The 26626-nt window shown below is 51.5% G+C and carries 26 protein-coding genes; 14 read left to right on the plus strand and 12 right to left on the minus strand.

Annotated elements, in window-relative coordinates; translation table 11 throughout:
• Positions 1-3 precede the first annotated feature (3 nt).
• From sirB2 to hemA, 4 genes are read right to left on the minus strand one after another with little or no spacing between them, the layout of a single operon-like run.
• On the minus strand, positions 4-396 hold the full coding sequence (gene sirB2 / locus FOB24_RS14685; RefSeq protein ID WP_150345096.1) for an invasion regulator SirB2: 393 nt from the start codon (positions 394-396) through the stop codon (positions 4-6).
• Entirely contained in the window at positions 393-1226 is an 834-nt protein-coding gene (gene prmC, locus FOB24_RS14690) for a peptide chain release factor N(5)-glutamine methyltransferase (protein ID WP_150345097.1), read from the minus strand. The genes sirB2 and prmC overlap by 4 nt, the downstream gene beginning before the upstream one ends.
• Complete coding sequence (prfA, locus tag FOB24_RS14695) at positions 1226-2308, minus strand: peptide chain release factor 1 (RefSeq protein ID WP_038641152.1); 1083 nt, start codon at positions 2306-2308, stop codon at positions 1226-1228. The genes prmC and prfA overlap by 1 nt, the downstream gene beginning before the upstream one ends.
• Positions 2309-2348: 40 nt before the next feature.
• Entirely contained in the window at positions 2349-3605 is a 1257-nt protein-coding gene (gene hemA / locus FOB24_RS14700; protein WP_038641154.1) for a glutamyl-tRNA reductase, read from the minus strand.
• 211 nt (positions 3606-3816) lie between these two features.
• Here hemA and lolB point away from each other — a divergent pair, with 211 nt between their 5' ends.
• The 4 genes from lolB to dauA all read left to right on the plus strand — a co-directional run bounded on the left by lolB (position 3817) and on the right by dauA (position 8308).
• On the plus strand, positions 3817-4440 hold the full coding sequence (gene lolB / locus FOB24_RS14705; protein WP_003020792.1) for a lipoprotein insertase outer membrane protein LolB: 624 nt from the start codon (positions 3817-3819) through the stop codon (positions 4438-4440).
• On the plus strand, positions 4437-5288 hold the full coding sequence (ispE, locus tag FOB24_RS14710; protein ID WP_150345098.1) for a 4-(cytidine 5'-diphospho)-2-C-methyl-D-erythritol kinase: 852 nt from the start codon (positions 4437-4439) through the stop codon (positions 5286-5288). The genes lolB and ispE overlap by 4 nt, the downstream gene beginning before the upstream one ends.
• A 265-nt stretch (positions 5289-5553) precedes the next feature.
• Complete coding sequence (prs, locus tag FOB24_RS14715; RefSeq protein WP_001518537.1) at positions 5554-6501, plus strand: ribose-phosphate diphosphokinase; 948 nt, start codon at positions 5554-5556, stop codon at positions 6499-6501.
• 151 nt (positions 6502-6652) lie between these two features.
• On the plus strand, positions 6653-8308 hold the full coding sequence (gene dauA, locus FOB24_RS14720; protein WP_233638859.1) for a C4-dicarboxylic acid transporter DauA: 1656 nt from the start codon (positions 6653-6655) through the stop codon (positions 8306-8308).
• Between the two features lie 77 nt (positions 8309-8385).
• Here dauA and FOB24_RS14725 read toward each other — a convergent pair whose 3' ends face one another.
• Positions 8386-9849 (minus strand): pyridoxal phosphate-dependent decarboxylase family protein, encoded by a 1464-nt coding sequence (locus FOB24_RS14725; protein ID WP_087856109.1) that lies wholly within the window; start codon positions 9847-9849, stop codon positions 8386-8388.
• Positions 9850-9864: 15 nt separating this feature from the next.
• A complete protein-coding gene (locus FOB24_RS14730; RefSeq protein ID WP_038641163.1) occupies positions 9865-11250 on the minus strand; it encodes a diaminobutyrate--2-oxoglutarate transaminase in 1386 nt (461 codons plus the stop codon).
• 611 nt (positions 11251-11861) lie between these two features.
• Here FOB24_RS14730 and lysC point away from each other — a divergent pair.
• A complete protein-coding gene (lysC, locus tag FOB24_RS14735) occupies positions 11862-13223 on the plus strand; it encodes a lysine-sensitive aspartokinase 3 (protein ID WP_038641166.1) in 1362 nt (453 codons plus the stop codon).
• Between the two features lie 121 nt (positions 13224-13344).
• On the opposite strand, the gene ychH is transcribed toward lysC, so the two are convergent.
• Positions 13345-13626, minus strand: a complete 282-nt coding sequence (gene ychH / locus FOB24_RS14740) for a stress-induced protein YchH (RefSeq protein WP_003833480.1) — start codon at positions 13624-13626, stop codon at positions 13345-13347.
• A 274-nt stretch (positions 13627-13900) separates the two neighbouring features.
• Between ychH and pth the strand changes: the two genes are divergently transcribed.
• Together pth and ychF are read left to right on the plus strand one after the other, a co-directional pair.
• Entirely contained in the window at positions 13901-14485 is a 585-nt protein-coding gene (gene pth / locus FOB24_RS14745; RefSeq protein WP_150345100.1) for an aminoacyl-tRNA hydrolase, read from the plus strand.
• Positions 14486-14600: 115 nt separating this feature from the next.
• Positions 14601-15695: a redox-regulated ATPase YchF gene (gene ychF / locus FOB24_RS14750; protein WP_038641169.1), complete on the plus strand. Its 1095-nt coding sequence runs from the start codon at positions 14601-14603 to the stop codon at positions 15693-15695.
• Between the two features lie 87 nt (positions 15696-15782).
• On the opposite strand, the gene FOB24_RS14755 is transcribed toward ychF, so the two are convergent.
• From FOB24_RS14755 to ycgZ, 5 genes are all read right to left on the minus strand, one after another.
• A complete protein-coding gene (locus tag FOB24_RS14755; protein WP_121529139.1) occupies positions 15783-16334 on the minus strand; it encodes a LuxR C-terminal-related transcriptional regulator in 552 nt (183 codons plus the stop codon).
• Positions 16285-16578 (minus strand): hypothetical protein, encoded by a 294-nt coding sequence (locus tag FOB24_RS14760; protein ID WP_038641174.1) that lies wholly within the window; start codon positions 16576-16578, stop codon positions 16285-16287. Before FOB24_RS14760 ends, FOB24_RS14755 begins: the two co-directional genes overlap by 50 nt.
• 122 nt (positions 16579-16700) lie before the next feature.
• Positions 16701-16967: a biofilm/acid-resistance regulator YmgB/AriR gene (locus tag FOB24_RS14765; protein ID WP_038641176.1), complete on the minus strand. Its 267-nt coding sequence runs from the start codon at positions 16965-16967 to the stop codon at positions 16701-16703.
• A gap of 34 nt (positions 16968-17001) precedes the next feature.
• Positions 17002-17274 carry a hypothetical protein gene (locus FOB24_RS14770; protein ID WP_038641178.1) on the minus strand — a complete coding sequence of 91 codons (273 nt, stop codon included), beginning with the start codon at positions 17272-17274 and terminating at the stop codon, positions 17002-17004.
• Between the two features lie 45 nt (positions 17275-17319).
• The gene (gene ycgZ / locus FOB24_RS14775; RefSeq protein WP_038641180.1) at positions 17320-17556 is read right to left on the minus strand and encodes a regulatory protein YcgZ; all 237 of its coding nucleotides are present in this window, start codon (positions 17554-17556) and stop codon (positions 17320-17322) included.
• Positions 17557-17869: 313 nt separating this feature from the next.
• Between ycgZ and FOB24_RS14780 the strand changes: the two genes are divergently transcribed.
• The 7 genes from FOB24_RS14780 (at position 17870) to FOB24_RS14810 (ending at position 26535) form a co-directional block, all read left to right on the plus strand.
• The gene (locus FOB24_RS14780; protein WP_069324669.1) at positions 17870-19081 is read left to right on the plus strand and encodes a diguanylate phosphodiesterase; all 1212 of its coding nucleotides are present in this window, start codon (positions 17870-17872) and stop codon (positions 19079-19081) included.
• Between the two features lie 222 nt (positions 19082-19303).
• Complete coding sequence (locus tag FOB24_RS14785; protein WP_038641185.1) at positions 19304-20035, plus strand: MerR family transcriptional regulator; 732 nt, start codon at positions 19304-19306, stop codon at positions 20033-20035.
• 312 nt (positions 20036-20347) lie between these two features.
• The gene (locus tag FOB24_RS14790; protein WP_038641187.1) at positions 20348-20878 is read left to right on the plus strand and encodes a Csu type fimbrial protein; all 531 of its coding nucleotides are present in this window, start codon (positions 20348-20350) and stop codon (positions 20876-20878) included.
• Between the two features lie 14 nt (positions 20879-20892).
• The gene (locus FOB24_RS14795; RefSeq protein ID WP_150345101.1) at positions 20893-21615 is read left to right on the plus strand and encodes a fimbrial biogenesis chaperone; all 723 of its coding nucleotides are present in this window, start codon (positions 20893-20895) and stop codon (positions 21613-21615) included.
• 55 nt (positions 21616-21670) lie between these two features.
• Complete coding sequence (locus FOB24_RS14800) at positions 21671-23956, plus strand: fimbria/pilus outer membrane usher protein (protein ID WP_150345102.1); 2286 nt, start codon at positions 21671-21673, stop codon at positions 23954-23956.
• A 13-nt stretch (positions 23957-23969) separates the two neighbouring features.
• Positions 23970-24938 (plus strand): Csu type fimbrial protein, encoded by a 969-nt coding sequence (locus tag FOB24_RS14805; protein ID WP_069324672.1) that lies wholly within the window; start codon positions 23970-23972, stop codon positions 24936-24938.
• Positions 24939-25260: 322 nt separating this feature from the next.
• Complete coding sequence (locus tag FOB24_RS14810; protein WP_038641196.1) at positions 25261-26535, plus strand: Glu/Leu/Phe/Val family dehydrogenase; 1275 nt, start codon at positions 25261-25263, stop codon at positions 26533-26535.
• The last annotated feature ends 91 nt before the right edge of the window (positions 26536-26626 follow it).

Below are 26626 nucleotides of genomic sequence, written 5' to 3' on the forward strand. Positions count from 1 at the left end.
GACTTACCCCAGTAACGGTATTTTTGTGGTGGCGAGTTTAATGATGATGTACAGCACCACCAACGCCAGCGGAAATGCGACTAATCGCGCCTGCTGGCTGCGCGCCCGACGGTAATCGAGCGCAATAAAACCCAAAACGATGTAAATGATAACCCCAAACAGCTTTTCAGTCAGCCATGTCCCTTGTTCGGTGAATGGCAGGATGTGCGTTTTAATCATTAACGCCACGCCGCTGACTAATAAAACGGTATCCACCACCGGCGGCACAATGCGCGTCCAGCGGGCACGGGCTAGACGCGCGTCGGTGTAACGCCACCAAAAACGCAGCGTCAGCAGACTAACGGAAAGCGCAATGCTGATGAGATGAACGTTGAGTAACACACTGATGGTACTCATGATGGGATGCGTCCAAGCGTAATTCGCTCGTTGCCGCCATAATCACGGCAGGTTTCAACCGCCAGATAACCCGCGCGCGTAAAGGCATCGCGCACGGCCTCACCCTGCTGCCAGCCATGTTCCAGCAACAGATAGCCGCCGGGCGTTAACACGTGCTGAGACCGATCGATAATATGTACGATATCCGCCAGTCCCTGATCGCCCGCCACCAGCGCCGACAGCGGCTCAAAGCGCACATCGCCCTGCGCCAGATGCGGATCCTGTTCGTCGATGTACGGCGGATTGCTGACAATCATGTCAAACTGCTGCCCCTGCAAAGCGCTAAACCAGTCGCTTTGCAGCACGCGAACATTGTCGATAGCCAGGTGCTGCGTATTACGCATAGCCAGCGCCACGGCATCCGGCATCCGATCAACCGCCGTCACCGCGCAATCCGGACGCTCGGTTGCCAGCGCCAGGGCAATCGCGCCCGTACCGGTCCCCAGATCGAGAATGCGACATGCACAGGCTGGCAAGCGAGCCAGCGCCTGCTCCACCAGACACTCGGTATCCGGACGCGGAATCAGCGTGGCTGGCGATACAAACAGCGGCAGCGACCAAAACTCGCGAACGCCGGTTAAGTGCGCCACGGGTTCGCCCCGCTGACGCCGCTCCAGTAACGTGTCGAGCTGCTCACACTGCGCCTCGGTTAACAGCGTTTCGCCAAAAGCCAGAATAAAGGTGCGCCCCTTACCGGTAACGAACTCAAGTAAAATCTCGGCGTCACGGCGCGGGCTTTCGCTTGCCGGTAATTGGCTTATCGCTTCACGCAGCCAGTGCTGATAGTCCATTAATCCTGCTCGGACAATGCCGCCAGTTGGTCGGCCTGGTATTCCTGGACAATTGGCTCAATGAGCATATCCAGTTTGCCTTCCATCGCTTCATCCAGACGGTAGAGCGTCAGGTTAATGCGGTGATCGGTCACGCGCCCCTGCGGGAAGTTATAGGTGCGGTTGCGATCGCTGCGATCGCCGCTGCCCAGCAGGTTGCGACGTTCAGAGGCTTCCGCCTGTTGACGCCTTGCCACTTCGGCCGCACGAATGCGCGCCCCCAGCACCGACATCGCTTTCGCTTTGTTTTTATGCTGTGAACGTTCGTCCTGACATTCCACCACGATGCCGGTTGGCAAGTGGGTAATACGGATTGCGGAGTCGGTGGTGTTAACGTGCTGGCCCCCTGCGCCTGATGAGCGGAAGGTATCAATACGCAGATCGGCCGGGTTGATGTCCGGCAGTTCAGCATCCGGCAGTTCCGGCATGACCGCGACCGTACAGGCAGAGGTGTGAATTCGTCCCTGTGATTCCGTCGCCGGTACGCGCTGCACGCGATGACCACCGGACTCAAATTTCAGTCGGCCATAAACGCCTTCGCCGCTAATCTTGGCAATGACTTCTTTAAATCCGCCATGCTCGCCTTCGCTGGCGCTCATGATCTCAACCCGCCAGCGACGCGCTTCAGCGTAACGGCTGTACATGCGGAACAGATCGCCGGCAAACAGCGCCGCTTCATCACCACCGGTTCCCGCGCGCACTTCAAGGAAGGCGTTACGTTCGTCATCAGGATCTTTCGGTAACAGCAGAACCTGCAGGTGTTGTTCCAGTTGTTCACATTTCTCTTTTGCTTCGCGCAGTTCATCCTGCGCCATTTCACGCATTTCAGGATCGTCGAGCATCATCTGAGCCGTCTCGATATCTTCCTGAACCTGTTGCCAGTCCGTAAAACAGCGCGATACATCGCTTAATTGGGCATATTCGCGCGACAGTGCACGAAAACGTTCCTGGTCTGCGATAGTACCCGCATCGCCGAGCAGCGCCTGAACTTCTTCATGGCGTTCATGCAGGGCTTCCAGTTTGGCAACGATAGAAGGCTTCATAGGCGTAAATGCACCCTGTAAAAATAAGATTGGTGTGCTGCTACTCCAGCCCGAGGCTGTCGCGCAGAATATTCAGGCGTTCACTATCCCCGTCACGGGCGGCCTGTTGAAGTGATTTGGTTGGTGCATGGATCAGGCGGTTAGTCAGTTTCCAGGCCAGATCCTGCATAATGGCTTGCGCATCACCGCCCTGTTGAAGAGCGGCCAACGCTTTGGCGGTCAGTTCATCACGGATCTGTTCTGACTGACTGCGATACTCGCGGATAGTGTCGCTTGCGCCCTGGGCACGCAGCCAGGCCATAAACTCACTGGTTTCCTGCGCTACAATCGTTTCGGCTTCCACAGCAGCCGCTTTGCGCTGCGCCAGGTTATGCGAAATGATGCTTTGCAGATCGTCAACGCTGTACAAGTAGGCGTTGGACAATTTGCCCACTTCCGGCTCGACATCGCGCGGTACGGCGATATCCACCAGCAACATAGGCTGGTTGCGACGGTTTTTAAGCGCACGCTCTACCATTCCTTTACCGATAATCGGCAGCGGACTGGCGGTTGAACTGATAATAATATCGGCATCCTGCAAGCGGGCGTCGATATCGCTCAATGAAATCACTTCGGCGCCGACTTCATCCGCCAGCACCTGCGCGCGTTCACGCGTACGGTTGGCGATGATCATATTCTTCACTTTGTGTTCGCGCAAATGACGCGCGACCAGCTCGATGGTCTCGCCTGCGCCGACTAACAGCACGGTTACCGTGGAGAGCGATTCAAAGATCTGCCGCGCCAGCGTACAGGCGGCAAAAGCCACGGAAACAGCGCTGGCACCGATATCGGTTTCGGTACGGACACGTTTAGCGACAGAGAACGATTTCTGGAACATGCGCTCCAGCGCACTGGCGTTCTGGTGGCCTTTCTGCGAATCCGCAAAGGCTTTTTTCACCTGTCCCAAAATCTGCGGCTCGCCGAGCACCAGCGAATCCAGACCACTGGCAACACGCATCAGATGGCTGACGGCGTCATTGTCCTGGTGCCAGTAGAGGCTATTGCGCAGATCTTCTTCATTAAGGTTATGGTATTCGCACAACCAGCGAATCAGCGCTTCTTGCAGGTTATCCTGCTCTTCCACGCTGAGGTAAATCTCTGTGCGGTTACATGTCGACAGCACTACCCCGCCCTGCACCATTGGCAGCGCTTGCAGGCTGTCCAGCGCCTGATCGAGCGTATCCGGCGAAAACGTTACGCGTTCTCGCAGCGATACAGGTGCCGTTTTATGGTTAATACCAAGCGCTAAAAGGGTCATGTGAGCGGGAATAGTACCAGCGTTGATAAGGTTAGACTGGGTGCATCATACAGGATGCGTGCGGTCAATAAAAGAGACAGCCCCCTTTTGGAGTAATAGCTTAGCGCACAAATTTAAGCGATTTAAGATAACTTGAACGTAGACGATGTCAGATGGTGGCGCTAGCATTGAGAGTTATAACTGCAACGTATCTCAAGGATTTGTCATCATTATGACCCTGCCTGATTTTCGCCTGATTCGCCTGCTGCCCCTTGCAGCCCTGGTTCTTAGTGCCTGTACCCTCAACGCGCCGAAAGGTCCCGGCAAAAGCCCCGATTCCCCACAGTGGCGCCAGCACCAGCAGGAAGTACGCGCCCTGAACCAATATCAGACGCGCGGTGCGTTCGCTTATATCTCCGATCAACAGAAAGTGTATGCCCGCTTTTTCTGGCAGCAAACCGGACAGGATCGCTATCGTCTGCTGCTGACCAACCCGTTGGGAAGCACGGAACTGGAACTCAATGCGCAGCCGGGCAACGTTGAACTTGTCGATAACAAAGGTAAGCACTACACCGCCGACGACGCCGAAGAGATGATTGGTAAACTGACCGGCATGCCTATTCCGTTGAATAGCCTGCGCCAGTGGATCCTTGGCCTGCCGGGTGACGCTACCGATTACAAGCTCGACGACCAATATCGTCTGAGTGAAGTGAACTACAGCAAAGACGGTAAAAGCTGGAAAGTGGTCTATAGCGCCTACGACAGCAAAACGCAGCCTGCGATGCCGGCCAACATGGAGCTGTCCGACGGCTCCCAGCGTATTAAGCTGAAAATGGATAACTGGATTGTGAAATGATGAGCCATTGGCCCTCTCCGGCAAAACTGAATCTGTTTTTATACATTACCGGGCAGCGTGCGGACGGTTACCACACGCTGCAGACGTTATTCCAGTTTCTCGACTATGGCGACGAGATTGGCATCAATCTGCGCCACGACGGTGAAATTCATCTCTTAACACCGGTGGAAGGCGTTGCGCATGAAGATAACCTGATCGTGCGCGCGGCGCGTTTGCTGATGAAGACGGCGTCTGCGACCGCTCGCCTGCCCGCAGGAAGCGGCGCGGACATCAGTATCGAAAAACGCCTGCCGATGGGTGGCGGCCTGGGCGGTGGTTCGTCAAATGCGGCCACCGTTCTGGTGGCGCTGAATCATCTCTGGCAGTGCGGGCTTTCGGTTGATGAACTGGCGGCAATCGGCTTGACGCTGGGGGCGGATGTTCCCGTGTTCGTGCGCGGCCACGCGGCTTTTGCCGAAGGCGTGGGAGAAATTCTGACGCCGGTCAATCCCCAGGAAAAATGGTATCTGGTCGCTCATCCGGGAGTCAGTATTCCAACGCCGGTCATTTTTAACGATCCTGACCTCCCGCGTAACACGCCAAAAAGGTCAATAAAAACGTTACTAAAATGTGAATTCGGCAATGATTGCGAGGTTATCGCAAGAAAACGTTTTCGCGAGGTTGATGCGGCGCTTTCCTGGCTGTTAGAATACGCGCCGTCGCGCCTGACTGGTACAGGGGCCTGTGTCTTTGCTGAATTTGATACAGAGTCTCGTGCTCGCCAGGTGCTTGAGCAAGCCCCGGAATGGCTCAAAGGCTTTGTGGCGAAAGGCGTCAACCTCTCCCCTTTGCATAGAGCGTTACTCTAAATCATTCGGGTTTCAGGAAGATGGCGAGATGACGGAGCGCCTGGCGCATACAACTGTATGTACTGGTGTGAGGAATTAACGCCAACGCACATGAAACGCGAAGGATGAAGGGTAAACCGGGCAAGCTGAGTTGCGGTGACAACGTCACCCTGTTCCAGACGTTGCATCGCGCTCTTTAATACACCGCATGGAGAGGATACTGCCTGGCCCGCACAGTTTTCGGCAGATTCTTTCCACCAATGGACGCATGCCTGAGGTTCTTCTCGTGCCTGATATGAAGCTTTTTGCTGGTAACGCCACCCCGGAACTAGCACAACGTATTGCCAACCGCCTGTACACTTCACTCGGCGACGCCGCTGTAGGTCGCTTTAGCGACGGCGAAGTCAGCGTACAAATTAATGAAAATGTACGCGGTGGTGATATTTTCATCATCCAGTCCACTTGTGCCCCTACTAACGACAACCTGATGGAATTGGTCGTTATGGTTGATGCGCTGCGCCGTGCTTCCGCAGGCCGTATCACCGCCGTTATTCCTTACTTCGGCTATGCACGTCAGGATCGTCGCGTACGTTCCGCTCGTGTACCGATTACCGCTAAAGTCGTCGCTGATTTCCTGTCCAGCGTTGGCGTTGACCGCGTCCTCACCGTTGACCTGCATGCTGAACAGATCCAGGGCTTCTTTGACGTACCGGTTGATAACGTATTCGGTAGCCCGATCCTGTTAGAAGACATGCTGCAACTGAACCTGGACAACCCGATCGTGGTTTCTCCGGATATCGGTGGCGTCGTGCGTGCCCGTGCAATTGCTAAACTGCTGAACGATACCGATATGGCTATCATCGACAAACGTCGTCCGCGTGCGAACGTTTCTCAGGTGATGCACATCATTGGTGACGTTGCAGGTCGTGACTGCGTACTGGTTGATGACATGATCGATACCGGCGGTACGCTGTGTAAAGCAGCAGAAGCACTGAAAGAACGTGGTGCAAAACGCGTATTTGCTTACGCAACCCACCCGATCTTCTCAGGTAATGCGGCAAACAACCTGCGCAACTCAGTGATTGATGAAGTCGTTGTCTGTGACACTATTCCACTGACTGACGAAATCAAAGCACTGCCAAACGTGCGTACATTGACCCTGTCGGGTATGCTGGCCGAAGCGATTCGTCGTATCAGCAACGAAGAATCCATCTCTGCCATGTTCGAGCATTAATCGAGCCCGGCTCAAAAACCCGCTGCGGCGGGTTTTTTTATCTGTAATACTTATTTGTATGACTTTTGCCTCCTTCACCTGCCATTTAGTTGACAGATGATGCGCTCATGGATGAAACATTATTGTGAACAGACTATTTTCCTCACATGTGATGCCTTTCCGCGCCCTCATCGACGCTTGTTGGAAAGAAAAATATACCGCTTCTCGCTTTACCCGTGACCTGATCGCCGGGATAACCGTGGGGATCATTGCCATTCCGCTGGCAATGGCCCTGGCAATAGGCAGTGGCGTTGCGCCGCAGTACGGTCTGTATACCTCCGCCGTCGCTGGGATTGTTATCGCCCTCACCGGGGGGTCGCGCTTTAGCGTCTCTGGCCCAACCGCCGCCTTCGTGGTGATCCTCTATCCGGTGTCGCAACAGTTTGGGCTGGCAGGCCTGCTGGTTGCCACGCTCATGTCCGGGATATTTCTGATCCTTTTCGGCCTCGCCCGCTTTGGTCGCCTGATCGAATATATTCCCGTGTCGGTTACGTTAGGCTTTACGTCGGGTATTGGTATCACCATCGGTACCATGCAGATTAAAGATTTTCTTGGCCTGCAAATGGCCCATGTACCGGAGCACTACCTGCAAAAAGTTGGTGCGCTGTTTATGGCCTTGCCGACCATCAACTTCGGCGATGCCGCCATTGGCGTTGTAACGCTGGGGATCCTGATTTTCTGGCCTCGTTTGGGGATCCGACTACCGGGCCACCTTCCTGCACTGCTGGCAGGCTGTGCGGTAATGGGGATTGTGAACCTGACCGGTGGTCACGTTGCGACCATCGGTTCCCAGTTCCACTACATTCTGGCTGACGGCTCACAGGGTAACGGTATCCCGCAGTTGCTGCCGCAGCTGGTATTACCGTGGAATATGCCGGAGTCAAACTTTACCCTGAGCTGGAGTTCGTTACAGGCGCTGTTACCGGCAGCCTTCTCGATGGCGATGCTGGGGGCGATTGAATCTCTGCTGTGCGCCGTCGTCCTCGACGGGATGACCGGCACCAAGCATAAAGCCAACAGCGAGCTGATTGGTCAGGGGCTGGGTAACATCGTCGCGCCGTTCTTTGGCGGTATCACCGCCACGGCGGCAATTGCCCGTTCTGCGGCCAACGTCCGCGCCGGGGCAACCTCACCCATTTCTGCGGTCATCCACGCGATTCTGGTGATCCTGGCGCTATTGGTTTTAGCGCCGCTGCTTTCCTGGCTACCGCTTTCCGCCATGGCCGCACTGCTGTTGATGGTGGCATGGAACATGAGTGAAGCCCACAAAGTGGTGGATCTGCTGCGCCATGCGCCAAAAGACGACATCATCGTCATGCTGATGTGTATGTCGCTGACGGTGCTGTTCGACATGGTTATCGCCATCAGCGTCGGGATCGTTCTCGCCTCTCTGCTGTTTATGCGCCGTATTGCGCGTATGACGCGTCTGGCGCCGGTCAACGTTGATGTACCAGGCGATGTTCTGGTGCTACGCGTCATCGGCCCGCTGTTCTTTGCCGCAGCGGAAGGCCTGTTCACCGATCTCGAAACACGCATCGCGGGTAAACGCATTGTGGTACTGAAATGGGATGCTGTGCCGGTACTTGACGCCGGTGGTCTGGACGCCTTCCAGCGCTTTGTGAAAAAACTGCCTGACGGCTGCGAACTGCGCGTCTCAAACCTCGAGTTCCAGCCGCTGCGTACGATGGCGCGTGCCGGGATCCAGCCGATTCCAGGACGTCTGGCCTTCTTCCCAAATAAAGATGCTGCACTCGCAGACATCATCTAACCCGTCGCGGGTTGTTCCTGCACTACAGGTAAAAAAAATGGCTCCCGCGGGAGCCATTTTTATTGCAACGTAATGACTTAGGCTTTCAGCAGTTGCTCAGCCGTTGCCTTCACGCTCGCCAGCAGGACTTTCACATCCTCCAGGCACACGGTCGGGTTCAGCAGCGTCAGCTTCAGGCAGGTGATGCCATCGGCTTCGGTGACGCCGACGTTGGCGCTACCGGAAGCCAGCAGCACGTCGCCGATGCGCTGGTTGAGCAGCGCAACAAACGCCATATCGTCGCTTGCCGGACGGAAGCGGAACAGCACGCTTGCCAGCTGCGGCTCCATTACCAGCTCCAGATGCGGCTGGGTTTTCACAAACTCAGCCACATCGCGGGCCAGCGTTACGCCGTTATCGATAATTTCGGCATACTGCTTTTTACCCAGCGCTTCGAGGCCCATCCACAGCTTCAGCGCGTCGAAACGGCGCGTGGTCTGCAGCGACTTCGACACCAGGTTCGGCACGCCGTGCTCTTCATCGAAATCAGAGTTCAGGTACGCCGCCTGGTAGCGCATCAGCTCGTAGTGACGCGCGTCTTTTAACAGGAACGCGCCACAGCTGATGGTCTGGAAGAACTGTTTGTGGAAGTCCAGCGTCACGGAGTCTGCCAGTTCAAGACCGTTCAGGAAGTGACGATACTGCTCAGACAGCAGTAACGCCCCGCCCCATGCCGCATCGACGTGCATCCAGATCTGGTGCTCTGCCGCCAGCGCCGCGATATCCGCCAGCGGGTCGATAGCGCCCGCATCGGTCGTCCCGGCCGTGGCGACGATCGCCATCACCTGCTCGCCGTTGGCTTGCGCCTGGGCCAGCTTGTCTTTTAGGTCAGCGAGATCCATACGTGAGAACGCATCGGTCTTCACCTGAGTGACGGAACGGTAGCCCAGCCCCATCAACGCCATGTTTTTCTGCACGGAGAAATGCGCGCTTTCAGAGCAAAACACTTTGATTTTGCTCAGGTCGCCGGTCAGGCCATTCTGCTGAATGGAGTGTCCCTGGCGAGCAAAGAACGCGTCGCGCGCCAGCATCAGGCCCATCAGGTTACTCTGGGTGCCGCCGCTGGTGAACACACCTGCATCACCTGCCGCATAGCCCACCTGCTCACGCAGCCATTCGATCAGTTTGATCTCAATGATCGTGGCCGACGGGCTTTGGTCCCAGGAGTCCATGCTCTGGTTAGTGGCGTTGATCAGCACTTCCGCCGCCTGGCTAATCACCAGGCTTGGGCAGTGCAGGTGCGCCACGCACTGCGCATGGTGAACCAACAGGCTGTCTTTGAGAAAGTATTCAACCGCACGCTCAATAGCGGCCTGGTTGCCCAGGCCCTGAGACGTAAAATTCAGGTTGATACGTTCGCGCAGCTGTTCAACGGTTTTGCCCTGATACATCTCAGGCTGCTTCAACCATTCAACGACCGCTTGCGTACTCTGCTCGATAGCGTCCTGGTAGGCAGCAATGCTCTGCGCCGAGCCGGACAGAATCGGGTTTACGTCTGACATTCGATCCAACTCCGTTTAAACCGGCTTCACGCCAGCGCCCAGCAGGGCGTTTTCGAATTTATCGAGGAACACTTCCAGCTCAGCGTTAGTGATCAGCAGAGATGGCAGCAGGCGCAGTACGCAACCGTTACGGCCGCCACGCTCCAGAATCAGCCCGTTTTCGAAGCATTTTTTCTGCAGCAGCGCAGACAGCTCGCCATCGGCCGGGTAGCAGCCCATGTGATCCTGCGCTTCGTTCGGCTTAACGATTTCCAGACCGATCATCAGACCCAGACCGCGCACCTGGCCAATCACCGGGTAGCGTTTCTGCAGGTCAGCCAGTTTGCCTTTCAGCCACTCGCCCTGGGCGGCAACTTTGTCGGCAATCTTGTCATCTTTAAGGATCTTCAGCGTTGTCAGGCCAGTCGCCATCGCAAGCTGGTTGCCGCGGAAGGTACCGGTATGGTGGCCCGGAGCCCACGCATCGAACTGCTTCTTAATCCCCAGAACCGCCAGTGGCAGACCGCCGCCCACCGCTTTGGACATGACGATGATGTCTGGCTCGATACCCGCATGTTCGAAGGCGAACAGCTTACCGGTACGCGCGAAGCCTGCCTGGACTTCATCGATGATCAGCAGAATACCGTGTTCCTGAGTGACTTTACGGATGCGCTGTAACCACTCGACCGGCGCCGGGTTCACGCCGCCTTCGCCCTGCACGGCTTCAAGGATAACCGCAGCCGGTTTACGCACGCCGCTTTCAACGTCGTTGATCAGGTTTTCGAAGTAGTAAGTTAATGCTTTCACGCCAGCCTCACCGCCGATACCCAGCGGGCAGCGGTACTGATGTGGATACGGCATAAACTGCACTTCCGCCATCATGTTGCTGACAGCTTCTTTCGGCGACAGGTTGCCGGTTACGGACAGCGCGCCGTGGGTCATCCCGTGGTAGCCGCCGGAGAAGCTGATAATGCTGGAACGGCCGGTTACTTTCTTCGCCAGCTTCAGCGCCGCTTCAACGGCATCGGCGCCGGACGGCCCGGTGAACTGCAGGCAATACTCTTTGCCCTGGCCCGGTAATAAAGACAGTAAATAAGATGAAAATTCATCTTTTAACGGCGTGGTAAGATCAAGCGTATGTAACGGTAAGCCGCTTGTGATGACACTTTGAATGCTCTGCAGCACTTCAGGATGATTGTGACCGAGCGCCAGGGTACCGGCACCTGCAAGACAATCAAGATATTGATTATTTTCTACGTCAGTAATCCAGACGCCCTGCGCTTTCGCAATCGCTAATGGCAGTTTACGTGGATAGCTGCGGACATTAGATTCAAACTCAGCCTGTCTTGCTAAAAAGGTATCATTGCTCTGCGGTAATGAATTAGCACTTAAAGTATCAATACGGACTTTATCCGTCATCATATCACTCCTACAACCAGGTGTAGATTAACGCCTGATTGAATAAATGGTTATAAGGATTACCTGTAAAAAAGCGCGGCTAATATATGTTGTTTTAGCACAGGACTCAATCATTTATTTTCCAACGTCTTAAATGAGCATTTTTACCTTAAAATTCAAAGCATAAAGCACATCCGACATTAGGAAATCATAAACAAATATAGCTATTTATTTTACAAAATTGTTGCCAGTCGCAACGTATACGATGTTATAAAAACCATGAGGTTTTCATGTTTTTATTATTTTTTTACATGTTTTTACCATTAATAATGTACGCGTTTATTCACTACGACATGATTTTTCACTTATTTTTCGATAAATCGAATAAAAAAGTCGATCCCTAAATATAAATCACTTAGTATGGCGCGCTTATTTACAGGCTCTGTAAATAAAGAACTAATGCGCAGCACCCGGTAACGCGTACAGGCGACACGCGTTATCGACAACAGGTATTCCCTGGGTTGTCAGCAGAAATGTTCGCGGGCGGACATTTCGTAAGGAGAACGTACGTTCCCTTATGCCGAGAATGAAAATTTTCTAGCCATACTTTTATGGCGCCCTGATATGAGATTGTTATGACTCGCATTTATCCACCATCCGTCGTTGCCAAATTTGGCGGCACCAGCGTCGCTGATTTTGATGCGATGAACCGCAGCGCCAGCATTGTTCTTGCTGATCAAGATGTCCGTTTAGTCGTTTTGTCTGCTTCCGCAGGCGTGACAAACTTACTGGTCGAGCTTTCTGAAGGTCTGGAAACACATCAACAATTAGATAAGCTTGAGACGTTACGCGCCATCCAATACAACATTATTTCCCGCCTGAAGCAGCCGTCCGTTATCAGCACGGAAATCGATAATCTTCTCAATAACATACGCCGCCTTGCAGAAGCGGCGACGGTTTCACCGTCCGATGCGCTAAGCGATGAGTTAGTCAGCCACGGCGAACTGATGTCCTCTTTGCTGTTTACTGAAGTATTACGTGAACGGCACGCCGAAGCCGGGTGGTTTGACGCCCGCAGCGTAATGCGTACCAACTCGAACTACGGCTGCGCTGAACCGGATCTCAGCACCCTGCACTACCAGGTGGAGACTCATCTGCGCCCGCGTCTTGAACAGGCTATTATGGTTACCCAGGGATTTATTGGTCGCGACGCAGGCGGGCATACCACAACGCTGGGACGCGGCGGGAGTGATTACACCGCCACGCTACTTGGTGAGGCGCTGCACGCCGCACGCGTGGACATCTGGACCGACGTTGCCGGGATCTACACCACCGATCCGCGCATTGCACCACGGGCCAAACGGATCGACCATATCTCATTTTCCGAGGCCAGCGATATGGCCGCCTACGGTGCGAAGGTTCTTCACCCGGCGACGCTGCTGCCTGCCATGCGGAAAAACATTCCGGTCTTTGTTGGCTCAAGTAAAGATACTTCTGCCGGTGGTACGCTGGTGCACAACACCACCGATAATCCTCCACGTTATCGGGCACTTGCCGTGCGCCGTAAACAGACGTTATTACGATTACACAGTCTGCAGACACAACCGCCCTGTGCTTTTCTGGCGCAGGTATTTGCCATTTTATCCCACCACGCGGTGGCAGTGGATTTGGTCACAACATCAGAAAATTGTATTGCGCTGGCGCTGGACGCCACTCATGCGACATCGGGTGAGGACCATATACTGAGCACGGCATTGTTTACCGCATTGTCCTCCCACTGTCGGGTGGAAGTGGAAACCGGACTGGCATTAGTCACTTTGGTGGGCAATAAACTGACCCAGGCTGCGGGGGTTTGCAAAGACGTTTTTGCCTGGCTCGAAGAGCATACGGTACGCATGATTTGCCACGGCGCATCAAACGATAACCTGTGCATTTTGTTACCGGCCGACGCGGCGGATAGCGCGGTTAAGACGTTACATTATCGATTATTCGAATAACATCTCTGCAAATGCGCAGCGAAGATAAGCGCATTTATCCAGGACAACATGAACAAGCAGAGGACTGGTTTTCAACCAGGACTCTGCCCGCAAACAGTGGCTCTCGCAGCGGAGAGGCTATTTAGTTGTGACGATGATTGGTATCACCGCGACGGCAGCGTTTGTCATAATGACGTACCCACCAGTAACGGTCACTGATTTGTTCGTGCCCGCCGACTCTGGCCCCCGCTAACCAGAGAACTCCGCCGACAAAAATACTGAGCACGGCACCATGTGCGAAAAACTGTGGCAGATTAAATTGCGGCAGTTGGTTTAAAATAGAGTAACCAACGCCACCCACCATCACCACCAACCCTAAAGCCATGAGCACGTTACCGAGTAACGAAGCGTTTTTGCGTTTCATGTGTCACCTCCGGAACTTTGGGTTGTTACAGGGAATACCCCTAATCCTTATGTGTAAAGTATAGACAACACTGCCGTTCGCAAGTGCGGGAGCGATCACAATTACAAACACCCGCGCAACAAAACTTTACAAATAAGCTACTGAACACACTCAATTTCTAATAGTCCATTTTCGCAATTATTCAGTTTTCGAGGATAAGCACGCAGTTTTTTGTCAAGCGCAGCGCCAGACAGTAAACTACACGTCGTTTATAGATACATTCAGGACAAAACACGTGACGATTAAATTGATTGTCGGTCTGGCAAACCCCGGCGCAGAATATGCGGCAACGCGGCATAACGCCGGTGCTTGGTATGTTGATCTACTGGCAGAGAGACTACGCGCTCCCCTGCGCGATGAGCCGAAATTCTACGGCTACACCTCCAGGGTTACGCTCGAAGGCGAAGATGTCCGCCTGCTGGTGCCGACCACATTTATGAATCTGAGCGGCAAGGCGGTCGGCGCGATGGCCAGTTTTTATCGCATCAACCCTGATGAAATTTTGGTTGCGCATGACGAACTAGACCTGCCGCCAGGGGTGGCGAAATTTAAGCTTGGCGGTGGTCATGGCGGACATAATGGCCTGAAGGACATCATCAGCAAGTTAGGCAATAACCCTAACTTTCATCGTTTACGCGTTGGAATTGGCCATCCGGGCGATAAAAACAAAGTTGTCGGATTTGTTTTAGGCAAACCGCCTGTTTCTGAACAGAAGTTAATTGATGAAGCGATTGACGAAGCGGTCCGTTGTACCGAGATTTTGTTCAAAGATGGCCTGACTAAAGCAACGAGCCGGTTACATACCTTTAAAGCGCAATAAGCAGCGATGTGCGGCATTTTGCTCGCGTGCTGTGTATAATAGGCGAAGTTATTTACTTTTCTACAATCTGTTTTCCATAACAGATTGAATATCAAAAGATTAAGGTGATTTAAACATGGGATTCAAATGCGGTATCGTCGGTTTGCCAAACGTAGGCAAATCCACCCTGTTCAACGCGCTCACAAAAGCGGGTATTGAAGCGGCAAACTTCCCGTTCTGTACTATCGAGCCGAACACGGGTGTTGTCCCGATGCCCGATCCGCGTCTGGATCAGCTGGCTGAAATCGTCAAACCGCAGCGCATCCTGCCAACCACGATGGAATTCGTTGATATCGCGGGCCTTGTAAAAGGCGCCTCCAAAGGAGAAGGTCTGGGTAACCAGTTCCTGACTAACATCCGCGAAACCGAAGCTATCGGCCACGTGGTGCGCTGCTTTGAGAACGACAACATCATCCACGTTAATAACAAAGTGGATCCGGCTGACGATATTGATGTTATCAATACCGAACTGGCGCTGTCCGATCTGGATACCTGTGAACGCGCTATTCATCGCGTACAGAAAAAAGCCAAAGGCGGCGACAAAGACGCCAAAGCTGAACTGGCTGCCCTGGAAAAATGCCTGCCGCAGTTGGAAAACGCTGGCATGCTGCGCGCGCTGAAAAATCTGACTGACGAAGATAAAGCGGCCATCAAATACCTGAGCTTCCTGACGCTGAAGCCGACCATGTATATCGCCAACGTCAACGAAGACGGTTTTGAAAACAACCCGTACCTCGACAAGGTACGCGAAATCGCCGCTGCTGAAGGTTCCGTAGTGGTAGCTGTTTGCGCCGCCGTTGAAGCCGACATCGCAGAGCTGGACGACGCCGACCGTGAAGAGTTTATGGCCGAGATGGGTCTGGAAGAACCGGGACTGAACCGCGTGATCCGCGCAGGCTATGAGCTGCTGAATCTGCAGACCTATTTCACCGCGGGCGTGAAAGAAGTACGTGCATGGACCATCCCTGTCGGCGCTACCGCTCCGCAGGCGGCCGGTAAAATCCACACCGACTTCGAGAAAGGATTCATCCGTGCACAGACTATCGCGTTTGAAGACTTCATCACCTACAAAGGTGAGCAAGGCGCGAAAGAAGCCGGTAAGATGCGTGCAGAAGGGAAAGATTACATCGTGAAAGATGGCGATGTGATGAACTTCCTGTTCAACGTCTAGACGCGTTTAACAATGAGATTTCAAAATCCACGCCTCGGCGTGGATTTTTCATTTTAGCCTTTTTTTAAATCCACACCTGTAATTTACTCAGGCATGTTCCAGCCAGTGCCTGAATATTGGAGTTTGCAGTATCCCTTGAAAATCAATCAACCCCGAACAACCAAGTTTCTTGATCAGATTTTGCCTGCTCAGGTAAATCGTTTTTAAGTGCAGGTTCAGCAAGCCAGAAATTTCAGAAATAGTCCGCCCTTCCCCTAATTGCGTTAAGATGTATTTATCCCGTTCAGTCAGGACGATATTTATTTCAGCTTGCTGGTCGTGTTCAGTATCAATGCTGATAATTTCAGCGATAAATTTTTTGATTGAGGCTACGCCACTGTCTACAGGAAGCCTGTAGAATGAAAGTTCATTGAGGTACTGATACAGATGACCATCAATGAGAAGCACCAGCCGATGCGTCCTGAGATCATAGTTTTGTTTTTTTACAGTGTTGAAGTAATTGATCGTAAAGAAAACAAGACGCACATTCTTATCTTTATACTCTATATCAGCGAGAATATTCTCCAGACCTTGCCTGATAAAAACATCATCAATCCACAAGTGTGCTTGTCTGGCGTGTTCCTGAACTGTATTCATCATTTATGACCTCTAAAAAATCACAATTAACCTGACGGGGTTCAGAACGAATAGCTGGTTGAAAGTGACTCATAATCTGCATATAAAGATCGGTTAATATAGCATTCTTCTCATTCTTCAGCTGTGCACTGAGCGCCTGAACAAGAACGTCATCACTGACATAACCCATTTTTAACATCACATTACGCTCTAAATTCTTGTATAAAGCGCACTGGAAAATATAATTCTCCGGAATTGAATTAATCATATCAAGCCCATAATAATGTAGTCTAAGAATGAGAAGATGCTATGTGTAGTCTTAATTCAAAGTATACAAATACTCAGCACATACTATGGATGCTGGAGCTTCATGATTATATAATAATTTTATTAGACGTCGTCAGCTGTATAGCGCAACACTATTTCCAGTGTTTTTCTGATGATATCAGCCTGAACAACATCTGTTGTCGATTCCAGTGAAGCAATTAGGCTTAAAATGATGTTTTTATTATTAACATTATCGCCAGCTAAAATCACATTTGTTACTGCCTGCCCCAATACAACGGATTCATCTGCTAATAGCTCACCGGCATTACGGAAGTAACTCGACAAAGCCTTATCTGCAATTGCTCTGTGAACATTCATTTCCTGAAGCATAGTCACCTCGCTTGTATAGTATGGAAAATGGTCTCTAATGTAATTTAGGCTTTTTACTGCCACTGAATACACTCTCATCAACAGTTCTTTCCGGTTTGGGGTTCATCCTTGCCGGATTAGAATCTGTGAAATCATGAATTATGCTGTCAATAAGATGTCTACGCCCGGCATCCACTTCACTCGCCTTCATAAGACGTAATTGCTTAATCAATGCGGGTAATGATATTACCGTGTTCATGCGCAAAATCTGTATAACAGCTAAACCTGTAATTTCGTGTTTCAAGCGTTCATGGTCAGTTTTCTTCATAACTACTTCACTACTTTCCCCATTTATATGTTTTAGGGTGTCCCTTTATTCGAAAAGCAGGCCGATTAGGGCATTGTAATGCTTCTGTTCGTCCTCACCAGATGCTTTTTCAAGACGGTTCAAAAGCTTGGCACAGAGTGACTTTCGGCTCAGGTTGCGTCCATCTTTTAGTATCTCAGTGACGATTTCTCCCAATGTTTCCTGCTGTGTAGGAAGATGCGCTTTTGCAAAGTAACGAGAAATTGCGTTTGCGGAATCAGTGAGAACTCTGTGCTGCTGCATATGTTGCTCCTGTAACAAAATGCTGATGAGTATTAAGTTTTATAACAGTAGCAAAGTTGTACCAAAAATGTGTACACGAAGATAAAGCAAATTTTAACATAAAGTGCTATATGATATTTTTCAATGAATTAGAGTAAAAATAAAAAGTACAACACCTCCAGGTACTGTACAGCCTTTGTTTCCCGGGAGCGGTTACGGCGTCTGTATAGCCTTACATGTGTAAATTTATGGTTAAAATAATGTATTGAAAATCAGGACATAACCGCGTTTGTCTGATACTGTCCTCACCTCATCCCTTAATCCCGGACTGTCCATGCTCACGACCATTATTTACCGTAGCCATCTACGTGATGACGCCCCCCTCTGTGCGATTGAGGATATGGTGATGGCCGCAAATCTGAAAAACAGGCGCTCTGATGTTACAGGGATCTTGCTCTTTAACGGTCAGCATTTTTTCCAGCTGCTCGAAGGCCCAGAGGAGCAAGTGAAGGAGATTTATCGTTGTATCTGTAACGACTCACGGCACTACAATATTGTCGAACTGATGTGCGATTATGCTCCTGCCCGCCGGTTTGGGAAGGTCGGGATGGAGTTATTTGATTTACAAAAACATGAACGGGCTGAGGTCTTACAAGCGGTACTGAATCAGGGGACGTCAAAATTCCAGCTCACCTATGATGACCGGGCATTGCAGTTTTTCCGGACATTCGTACTGGCAACGGAAAAATCGACTTATTTTGAAATCCCTGCTGCCGATTTCTGGGATTTTATCACCGATAAAAGTTGTACAACCCTTAATGAAGCAGAGCTCGCGTCAAATACCGACTACACCTTTGCCTTTCAACCAATTATCGACCCTATGTCACAACGCGTTATCGCTCTGGAAGCGCTTATTCGTGGTAAAGATGGGGAAACTCCGGCAGCGTACTTTGACAAATTAAGCACGGAAGAGATGTACACCGCGGATCTGGAAAGTAAAAAGACGGCATTTGCCATGGCCAGCGCTCTGAATCTTGGTGAAAAAATGTTGTCAGTCAATCTGTTACCCATGACGCTGGTGAACAGACCCGACGCAGTTAACTTTCTGATTCATGAAATAGCCGCAAATGGACTGGTCCCTGAACAAATCATCGTGGAATTTACCGAGAGCGAAGTCATCTCCCGCTTTGATGCTTTTGCACAGGCGGTAAAATCACTTAAAGCGGCAGGGATTTGTGTGGCAGTTGATCATTTTGGCGCGGGTTATGCTGGGCTTTTACTTCTGTCTCGTTTCCAGCCGGACAGAATAAAGATAAGCCGTGAACTCATTGCTGATGTCCATAAAAGTGGCCCAAGACAGGCTATCATTCAGGCGATCATTAAATGCTGTACTTCACTTGAGATTCAGCTTTCAGCCGTTGGCATTGAAAAACCCGAAGAATGGATGTGGCTTGAATCCGCTGGGATCGAGCTTTTCCAGGGTAACTTATTTGCAGCAGCCTTGCTGAACGGTACCCCTTCTGTGGCATGGCCTGAGAGAAAATAAATCGCCACACAATAAATCATTAATATTCAATGGATTATGAAAGTCATTTGTTACCTCCCCCCTTTTCTGAGGTTAAAGCCAGCAATATTCTCACGCGTGATAGTAAAGTAAATCTTAATTTTGCTAGAATGCTCTGTATGTTTTGTACAATTTGATGCATGTTGTACAAAGTGACAGGAACCGCATATCGGTGACGGAGAATCAGGAGTGTTTGGGGGAACTATGGCTTATTACAGCATCGGCGACGTCGCAGAACGTTGCGGGATAAATCCCGTAACCCTTCGGGCATGGCAACGACGCTACGGTTTACTCAAACCTCAACGAAGCGAAGGCGGACACCGACTCTTTGATGAAGAGGATATTCAACGTATTGAAGAAATCAAACGTTGGATTAGCAATGGTACGCCTGTCGGGAAAGTGAAAGCATTACTGGAAACCAGTACCCGCGAAACTGATGATGACTGGAATCAATTACAGGAAGAGATGATGAGCATTCTGCGGATGGCCAATCCGCCGAAGCTGCGGGCCAAAATGCTCTCTCTTGGCCGCGCGTATCCGGTCGATGCATTGATTGACCGAGTCTATCTTCCTGTACGCCAGCGACTCATACTTGATCATAATACCTCTCGCATAATGAACAGCATGCTTGACGGTGCGCTGATCGAATATGTTGCGGTACTTCTGTCAGAAACGCGTCGCAAGTCAGGGAAAGATGCCATTCTGATGGCCTGGGATGTTGAAGACAGAACCCGTTTATGGCTTGAGGCCTGGCGCTTATCGCAATCCGGGTGGCATATCGCCATTCTTGCAGAGCCTATTGAAACACCACGTCCTGAGCTATTCCCCGGGCAAACGCTTTTCGTCTGGACCGGTACGGCGCCAACCAGACGACAAAATGAACTGCTGCAACACTGGAATGAGCAGGGATATAAAGTTATTTTCCACGGGCCTTAAGCTGACGGACGCCGTAAAGACAGAATGCGTTAATACGTCCATTCAAAGCTTTCTTCTCCCCCCTTCTGACCGCTGTACGCATGATGATCTTATCTGCCAGGAGCCTGCGGCACGGGTAGCAGAAAAAAATAAAAACATACTCACTCATTGGTATTATTTTTTTGTAGGTGGCATCACCTTTTTCCTAAGTAAAATTTATTAGATCAACTGGCGGACGACTAATACTTATCCTAGGGTTAAATCATGTCTTCTTGTGCCACATTATTGTTTTTCTACAGTAATAAATGTGGTTATTTGAAAAAGGTTAAAGATATGGCTCTGGTCCTGGACAAACGCTTGATTCTTTTATGCTGCACCTTTTCCATTATTTCAGTGGCAAATGCAGCGACGACCAGTGGTACGTTTCAGGTATTGATGACGATTCAGAAGGCATGCACCGTTACCGCCGGTTCAGCTTCAAACATCACTCTTTTGCCTGTCAATTCTACAGCAACAAATACCAGTGCAAGTAATACCATTTCCATTAATTGTTCAAAGACTACCCCCTATTTTATTGGTCTGGCACCTTCAGCCGCCAATGGCGGAACAACGACAGGTTCTGGGGCAATGTCCTCCGTGGCTAACGCCGCCACCAATACGGATAAAGTGCCCTATCAACTGAACCGAACATCAGCAACAGGTCCGGTGTGGGGAAATACCGCCACTGACACCACACAAGGAAACGGCGTGGCGGCGACGGGCACCGGCCAGGCGCAGACGTTTACTGTTTATGCCACCGCTCCGAGCGCCAACTTCACTCCTGACGACTATGCCGATACGGTAACAGTTAACGTTAATTACTAGCCTCAGGTAACCACATGAGAATAAAACTGCCTGTTCAGCAGTGTGCCTGCGCATGCCTGCTAGGGATGGTTGTGAGCGTAAAATTTGCTGCCGCCAGCGGGCTGCAAATAGCCCCCGTTACGTTAACCTTGCAAGCAACGCAAAACGCCGATGGTATCTGGCTTAGCAACGCAGGGGAAAATATGCTTAATGCCCAGGTTCGGGTTTTTCACTGGACTCAGAATGCGTATAGCGACAGACTCTCACCCTCTCAAGGACTGGTCATTAGCCCACCGATGTTGGCATTAACCCCCGGAGAACGCCAGTTGATTCGCGTTATTCGCACAGGTCCGCCATCGACACATACTGAAGATGCCTATCGGTTATCAATTGATGAGTTGCCGCCAGCAAAAGTACAAAAAAATAAACTTCAGTTTGTACTGCATTATTCCGTGCCCGTTTTCATCCAACCGGTCTCAACAGCACCAGCAGAAGCAAAACTACAATGGAAATTGCAACAACTCGATGGCAAAAAATTTATTGAAGTCAGTAATAAGGGAAATGGGCATGCGCAATTATCTGCTGCAACTTATATAACCCCTAACGGCACTAAGAAAGTTATTACGCCGGGACTGTTAGGTTATGTTCTTCCAGGTTCCACAATGCGCTGGGTAGTCTCTCCGTCGGCCAGTGATACACATTACGGCGGGAAAGTTGAAGTAACAATCAATGGCCAAAAAACAGTACAAGATCTGTAAGAGATCCTGGTTTCTGGTGAGGTTTTGCTTTCTCAATGGAGTATTAATATCGGGAATGGTTTGTGCACAAACGCTGAATAATAATCTGAAGGAAAAGAATGTTATTAATGACGCACGCCGACTCGCGGGTATCGATCTCTATCTCGATGTTACCCTGAACGGAAATCCCGTTGGGCTGGTACATTTTGGCTATGACAGTGGAAAGCTCTATGCAGGCACAGACACTCTGCGACAAATGGGTTTCCGCTTTGCGCCAGATGCCATTGACTCTGTCTGCCTGAACGATATCCCCCAGCTAACCGTTGACTACAACGTTCAGTTGCAAACGCTCTCGATCACCGCGCCATTAAGTTCACTCGACCTTGCTATCACTCAGCTTAACTCGCCTGTAACGCCTGCGCCGTCGGTGACAACATCACGCGGGGCGCTGCTTAATTACGATATATACGCCCAGCAGGGAGATGAAAGCGCAGTGAATACCTTTAGCGAACTACGCGCTTTTAATGCTTCAGGTGTGCTAAGTACAACCCAGTTGACGCAATACTCCAACGAGGAATATGCAGATAACAGCTTTGCGCGTCTTGATACCAGTTGGCGATCGTCATTTCCCGAAACCATGTTAGCAGTGACCATTGGCGATACCCTGACAAGTTCACTCATCTGGTCACGACCAACCCGCATCGGCGGTATTCAGATAGGAAGCGATTTTGGATTGCAGCCTTATATGCCAACTACCCCGCTCCCCGCATACCTGGGCTCAGCGACGCTACCCTCAAACGTGGAACTGTATGTCGACGGCGTCAGGTACTACAACGGAGAAGTCCCTGCAGGGAGTTTCCAGATCAACACCATGCCCAATATCAGCGGCGCGGGGACGGGCCAGGTGATGATGACGGATGCGCTGGGCAGAACGAGTGTGCAAAACTTTTCGTTCTACAATGACCAACAGCTTTTACGGGAAGGATTAACGGCCTGGTCAGCAGAGTTAGGCACGGTACGCAAAAATTATGGTTACTCCTCATTTGAGTATGCCAGCGCGCCAGTGTTAAGTGGGACATGGCGTCGCGGATTCAGCAACACGTTCACGGCAGGTACTCATGCTGAAGCCAGCGATGGACTTATCAATACGGGATTCGGTAACGACTGGATCCCAGGGACCCGTAGCGGGACATTTTCTACCGCCCTGGCCGCAAGTACCGACTCAGGAACAAGCGGATTTCTGTACAGTTTTGGTTATCGTTGGTCCGGCGAACGCTTTAATTTCAGTACCAGTACCACCGCAACATCGGGCGATTATCGTGACGTTGCCACTCATTATGGCGAGCCGCCGCCCACGCTCAGCAGCAACACGGTAATTGGCTATTCGCTGGAAACAGCCGGTAACGTTAGCCTGAGCTACCTGCAGTTTCGTTATCCGCACGAAAACGCGGTGCGTTATGCCAACGCCAGTTGGTTTAAAACCATCACGGATAACATTTCACTCAATGCCGGGTTCAACCAGAATATTGATGATAACCGCGATCGCAGCCTCTATCTGATGGTGACGATAACGACTGAAAATAACCTAAGCGCCAGTAGCACCATACAACGCACCAACGATGAAACCGGCTACCAGTTCAATGCCAGCCGGACGCCACCTGCTGACGGCGGCTGGGGGTGGAATCTGGCAGCCAGTCAGCAGAGTTCCCGGCAAAGTGGTCAGGGTGAAGTAGGATACCTGGGGCGTTACGGCAAAGCCTATGTGGGACTCAGCCGTTTACCGGATAACCATTACGGCTATGCGGGTGCCACCGGATCGCTGGTGACCATGGGAGGCGGCGTGTTTGCAGCGCGAGAAATCAATAATGGTTTTGCCGTGGTATCAACTGACGGTGTGCCCGATGTGCCGATCAAATTGCAAAATAACCTGATCGGTCGTAGCGACGCCCAGGGTCTGCTGCTGGTCACCCCACTGAACAGTTATCAAAACAATTTGATCAGTATTGACCCGATGGATCTCCCCGCCAACATGCGGATCGCCCGCGTTGAAACAAATGCAACGCCTGCGGACCGTTCCGGTACGCTGGTTAGCTTCGGCATCACTCCCATACGCGCCGCGCAGGTTATCCTCGTGGACGACCAGGGGAAACCAATCCCGGAGGGGAGTATGGCGTACGCCACCAGCGGAGCAGGACAATCGTCAGTCGTTGGCTTTGACGGCATGACCTGGTTCGACACTCTGGAGCACCACAATACGCTCCGCGTCGATACGGAGATGGGGAGATGTCGCGTGCAATTTGACTATCCCGCCTCAGCGAAAGGGATTGTACAAATAGGCCCGTTGGTTTGCCGGCCACAATAACAGGAGTACGCTCATGAGGTTAAGACAGCTATTACTCATCGCTGCCGTGCTCTTTTATCCGGCGATTAGCCCTGCGGTGACCTGTTCGGTGAGCAATGTCCAACCCATCAATTTTGGCCCGGTAAATCCGCTGTCAGCCACCGGGACTACGTCAACAATGACGTTCAGCTACACCTGTACCAAAGAGCTTGGTGACACGCTGGCGGGGATCAATCTGTGTTTTAATATTGGCGCCTCGGCCGTCAGTGGTCAGGTGACACCCCGAAATATGTCGTTAAGCGGCGACCCGGCCAGAACGTTGACCTATCAACTGTATCAGGGTGCCAATGGCTCGAATGTCTGGGGTAGCCAATACCAGACGGGGACCACGTTTCCGATGGTGCAACTTAACTTGCTCAATCTCACGCCTGTCACTGGTTCACTAACGGTCTCTGCCCAGATCGTCACCCCGCAAACCGCAGCTGTCCCAGGAAACTATCAGGATAGCTATACGACGGCGACAGCGTTTGTCACGCTCAATCCCGGCCTGCTTTTCCCGCCCACTACCTGTGGCGATACCGTTGCCGCCAGGTTTCCTTTCACCGTATCAGCGGCTGTCAGCAAACAATGCAACATCACCTCGGCGACTAATATCAGCTTTACGCCAACCAAGGCCACCGGGCGTAATCTGACGGCTTCAAATACCGTGGGCGTCGCATGCTCTAATAACACCCCTTACACCATCGGCTTGCAACCCTCCAATGGGAATACGGCGGGTAGCGGTCAAATGACCGGGACGGGGACGAATGCCGATAAAGTCCCCTACCAGCTTAGCTCAACGCCAGGACCTTCCGGTACGGTCTGGGGCAATACAGCGCTCAATACCGTCGCGGGTAACGGCACGGGTACAACCACGGCGTACCCGGTTTACGCCACCGTTCCCAGCGCGAACTACACACCCGACAACTATGCCGATACCGTTACCGTCGTCGTTACCTATTGACGCCCCGCTAAAAAGCAATAAGGAAAACACATTTTATTATCATATTGTTTACTTTTAGAGGTGCGTCATAAATCTGACAAATTATGAATTTCACAACCAATGCATATTAACCCACTTAAAAAGCAAATATTTTCAATAAACACCACATTGAAAGGATAACTATTCACAGAATATCTAAAGCCCACACTAATAATACAGATAAACCGAGCAGGGCAAGCAGGCCGTCCTTTGAAAAAAATGTTAAATTTAGGTGTGTATGGTGAGATTCACTGTATACCACGGCCAAATTAAGAACATATTACTTTTATAACTAAGGTTTATCATGGATAAGTTATCTTACGCTTCAGATAGCAGCACATCTGCCTGGAATACCTACCTGCAACAAATCGAGCGTGTGGCCCCTTACCTGGGCGAACTTTCCCATTGGGTGGATACCCTGCGTCACCCAAAACGCGCGTTGATTGTCGATATCCCGGTACAAATGGATGACGGGACTATCCGTCATTTTGAAGGGTATCGCGTGCAACATAACCTTTCCCGCGGTCCGGGCAAAGGCGGTGTGCGTTTTCATCCTGATGTTGATCTTAATGAAGTGATGGCCCTGTCCGCATGGATGACCATCAAATGCGCAGCATTGAATCTGCCGTACGGCGGTGCCAAAGGTGGTGTGCGCGTCGATCCGTTCTCACTGTCTGAAGGCGAACTGGAGCGTTTGACCCGTCGTTATACCAGCGAAATCGGCATTATTATTGGACCACAGAAAGACATCCCTGCGCCGGATGTGGGTACAAACGGTAAAGTGATGGCCTGGATGATGGATACCTATTCCATGAACCACGGCACCACCGTGACCAGCGTGGTCACCGGTAAACCTATTCACCTCGGCGGCTCGTTAGGCCGCGATAAAGCCACCGGTCGCGGCGTTTTTGTCAGCGGTCTGGAAGTGGCTCGTCGTGCCAATATCGACGTTGAAGGCGCTCGCGTCGCGGTGCAAGGTTTTGGTAACGTCGGCAGTGAAGCCGCCCGTCTTTTCGCGGCAGCTGGCGCACGCGTAGTCGCTATTCAGGATCACACCGCGACGCTGTTTAACGCTACCGGCATCGACATGTCCGCGCTGTCAGCCTGGCAACTGGAGCACAAACAGATTGCTGGTTTCCCGGGGGCTGAAACCATCGCCAGCGAGGCTTTCTGGAGCCTGGAGATGGACATTCTGATCCCTGCCGCGCTCGAAGGTCAGATCACCCGTCACCGCGCTGAAACGCTGACCTGTAAACTGATACTCGAAGGCGCCAACGGTCCAACCTATCCGGATGCCGACGACGTTCTGGCAAGCCGCGGTATTGTGGTTGTTCCTGACGTAGTTTGTAACGCCGGCGGCGTTACCGTCAGCTACTTCGAATGGGTTCAGGACATGGCAAGCTTCTTCTGGAGCGAAGAAGAGATCAACCAACGCATGGATAAAATCATGACCGATGCGATGGTACACGTGTGGGAAAAGGCCGCTGAGAAATCCTGCTCTCTGCGTACCGCCGCCTATATTGTCGCCTGTGAGCGTATTTTGCTGGCACGTAAAGATCGCGGAATTTATCCGGGCTAAGATTGGATCTTTTCCTGTTCATAAACCACCTGCCTGGCAGGTGGTTTTTTTTCAGCAAAACCCAGCGCGTAATCGCTTTCCCGCCTGATAC

Source organism: Citrobacter werkmanii (genome assembly GCF_008693645.1).
GTDB classification, from domain to species: Bacteria; Pseudomonadota; Gammaproteobacteria; order Enterobacterales; family Enterobacteriaceae; genus Citrobacter; species Citrobacter werkmanii.

What these genes read in the sequence shown, in the direction of transcription:
- sirB2 (WP_150345096.1), bottom strand. Translation starts at nt 396, where the DNA reads ATGAGTACCATCAGTGTGTTACTCAACGTTCATCTCATCAGCATTGCG.
- prmC (WP_150345097.1), bottom strand. Translation starts at nt 1,226, where the DNA reads ATGGACTATCAGCACTGGCTGCGTGAAGCGATAAGCCAATTACCGGCA.
- prfA (WP_038641152.1), bottom strand. Translation starts at nt 2,308, where the DNA reads ATGAAGCCTTCTATCGTTGCCAAACTGGAAGCCCTGCATGAACGCCAT.
- hemA (WP_038641154.1), bottom strand. Translation starts at nt 3,605, where the DNA reads ATGACCCTTTTAGCGCTTGGTATTAACCATAAAACGGCACCTGTATCG.
- lolB (WP_003020792.1), top strand. Translation starts at nt 3,817, where the DNA reads ATGACCCTGCCTGATTTTCGCCTGATTCGCCTGCTGCCCCTTGCAGCC.
- ispE (WP_150345098.1), top strand. Translation starts at nt 4,437, where the DNA reads ATGATGAGCCATTGGCCCTCTCCGGCAAAACTGAATCTGTTTTTATAC.
- dauA (WP_233638859.1), top strand. Translation starts at nt 6,653, where the DNA reads ATGCCTTTCCGCGCCCTCATCGACGCTTGTTGGAAAGAAAAATATACC.
- FOB24_RS14725 (WP_087856109.1), bottom strand. Translation starts at nt 9,849, where the DNA reads ATGTCAGACGTAAACCCGATTCTGTCCGGCTCGGCGCAGAGCATTGCT.
- FOB24_RS14730 (WP_038641163.1), bottom strand. Translation starts at nt 11,250, where the DNA reads ATGATGACGGATAAAGTCCGTATTGATACTTTAAGTGCTAATTCATTA.
- lysC (WP_038641166.1), top strand. Translation starts at nt 11,862, where the DNA reads ATGACTCGCATTTATCCACCATCCGTCGTTGCCAAATTTGGCGGCACC.
- ychH (WP_003833480.1), bottom strand. Translation starts at nt 13,626, where the DNA reads ATGAAACGCAAAAACGCTTCGTTACTCGGTAACGTGCTCATGGCTTTA.
- ychF (WP_038641169.1), top strand. Translation starts at nt 14,601, where the DNA reads ATGGGATTCAAATGCGGTATCGTCGGTTTGCCAAACGTAGGCAAATCC.
- FOB24_RS14755 (WP_121529139.1), bottom strand. Translation starts at nt 16,334, where the DNA reads ATGATGAATACAGTTCAGGAACACGCCAGACAAGCACACTTGTGGATT.
- FOB24_RS14760 (WP_038641174.1), bottom strand. Translation starts at nt 16,578, where the DNA reads ATGATTAATTCAATTCCGGAGAATTATATTTTCCAGTGCGCTTTATAC.
- FOB24_RS14765 (WP_038641176.1), bottom strand. Translation starts at nt 16,967, where the DNA reads ATGCTTCAGGAAATGAATGTTCACAGAGCAATTGCAGATAAGGCTTTG.
- FOB24_RS14770 (WP_038641178.1), bottom strand. Translation starts at nt 17,274, where the DNA reads ATGAAGAAAACTGACCATGAACGCTTGAAACACGAAATTACAGGTTTA.
- ycgZ (WP_038641180.1), bottom strand. Translation starts at nt 17,556, where the DNA reads ATGCAGCAGCACAGAGTTCTCACTGATTCCGCAAACGCAATTTCTCGT.
- FOB24_RS14780 (WP_069324669.1), top strand. Translation starts at nt 17,870, where the DNA reads ATGCTCACGACCATTATTTACCGTAGCCATCTACGTGATGACGCCCCC.
- FOB24_RS14785 (WP_038641185.1), top strand. Translation starts at nt 19,304, where the DNA reads ATGGCTTATTACAGCATCGGCGACGTCGCAGAACGTTGCGGGATAAAT.
- FOB24_RS14790 (WP_038641187.1), top strand. Translation starts at nt 20,348, where the DNA reads ATGGCTCTGGTCCTGGACAAACGCTTGATTCTTTTATGCTGCACCTTT.
- FOB24_RS14795 (WP_150345101.1), top strand. Translation starts at nt 20,893, where the DNA reads ATGAGAATAAAACTGCCTGTTCAGCAGTGTGCCTGCGCATGCCTGCTA.
- FOB24_RS14800 (WP_150345102.1), top strand. Translation starts at nt 21,671, where the DNA reads ATGGTTTGTGCACAAACGCTGAATAATAATCTGAAGGAAAAGAATGTT.
- FOB24_RS14805 (WP_069324672.1), top strand. Translation starts at nt 23,970, where the DNA reads ATGAGGTTAAGACAGCTATTACTCATCGCTGCCGTGCTCTTTTATCCG.
- FOB24_RS14810 (WP_038641196.1), top strand. Translation starts at nt 25,261, where the DNA reads ATGGATAAGTTATCTTACGCTTCAGATAGCAGCACATCTGCCTGGAAT.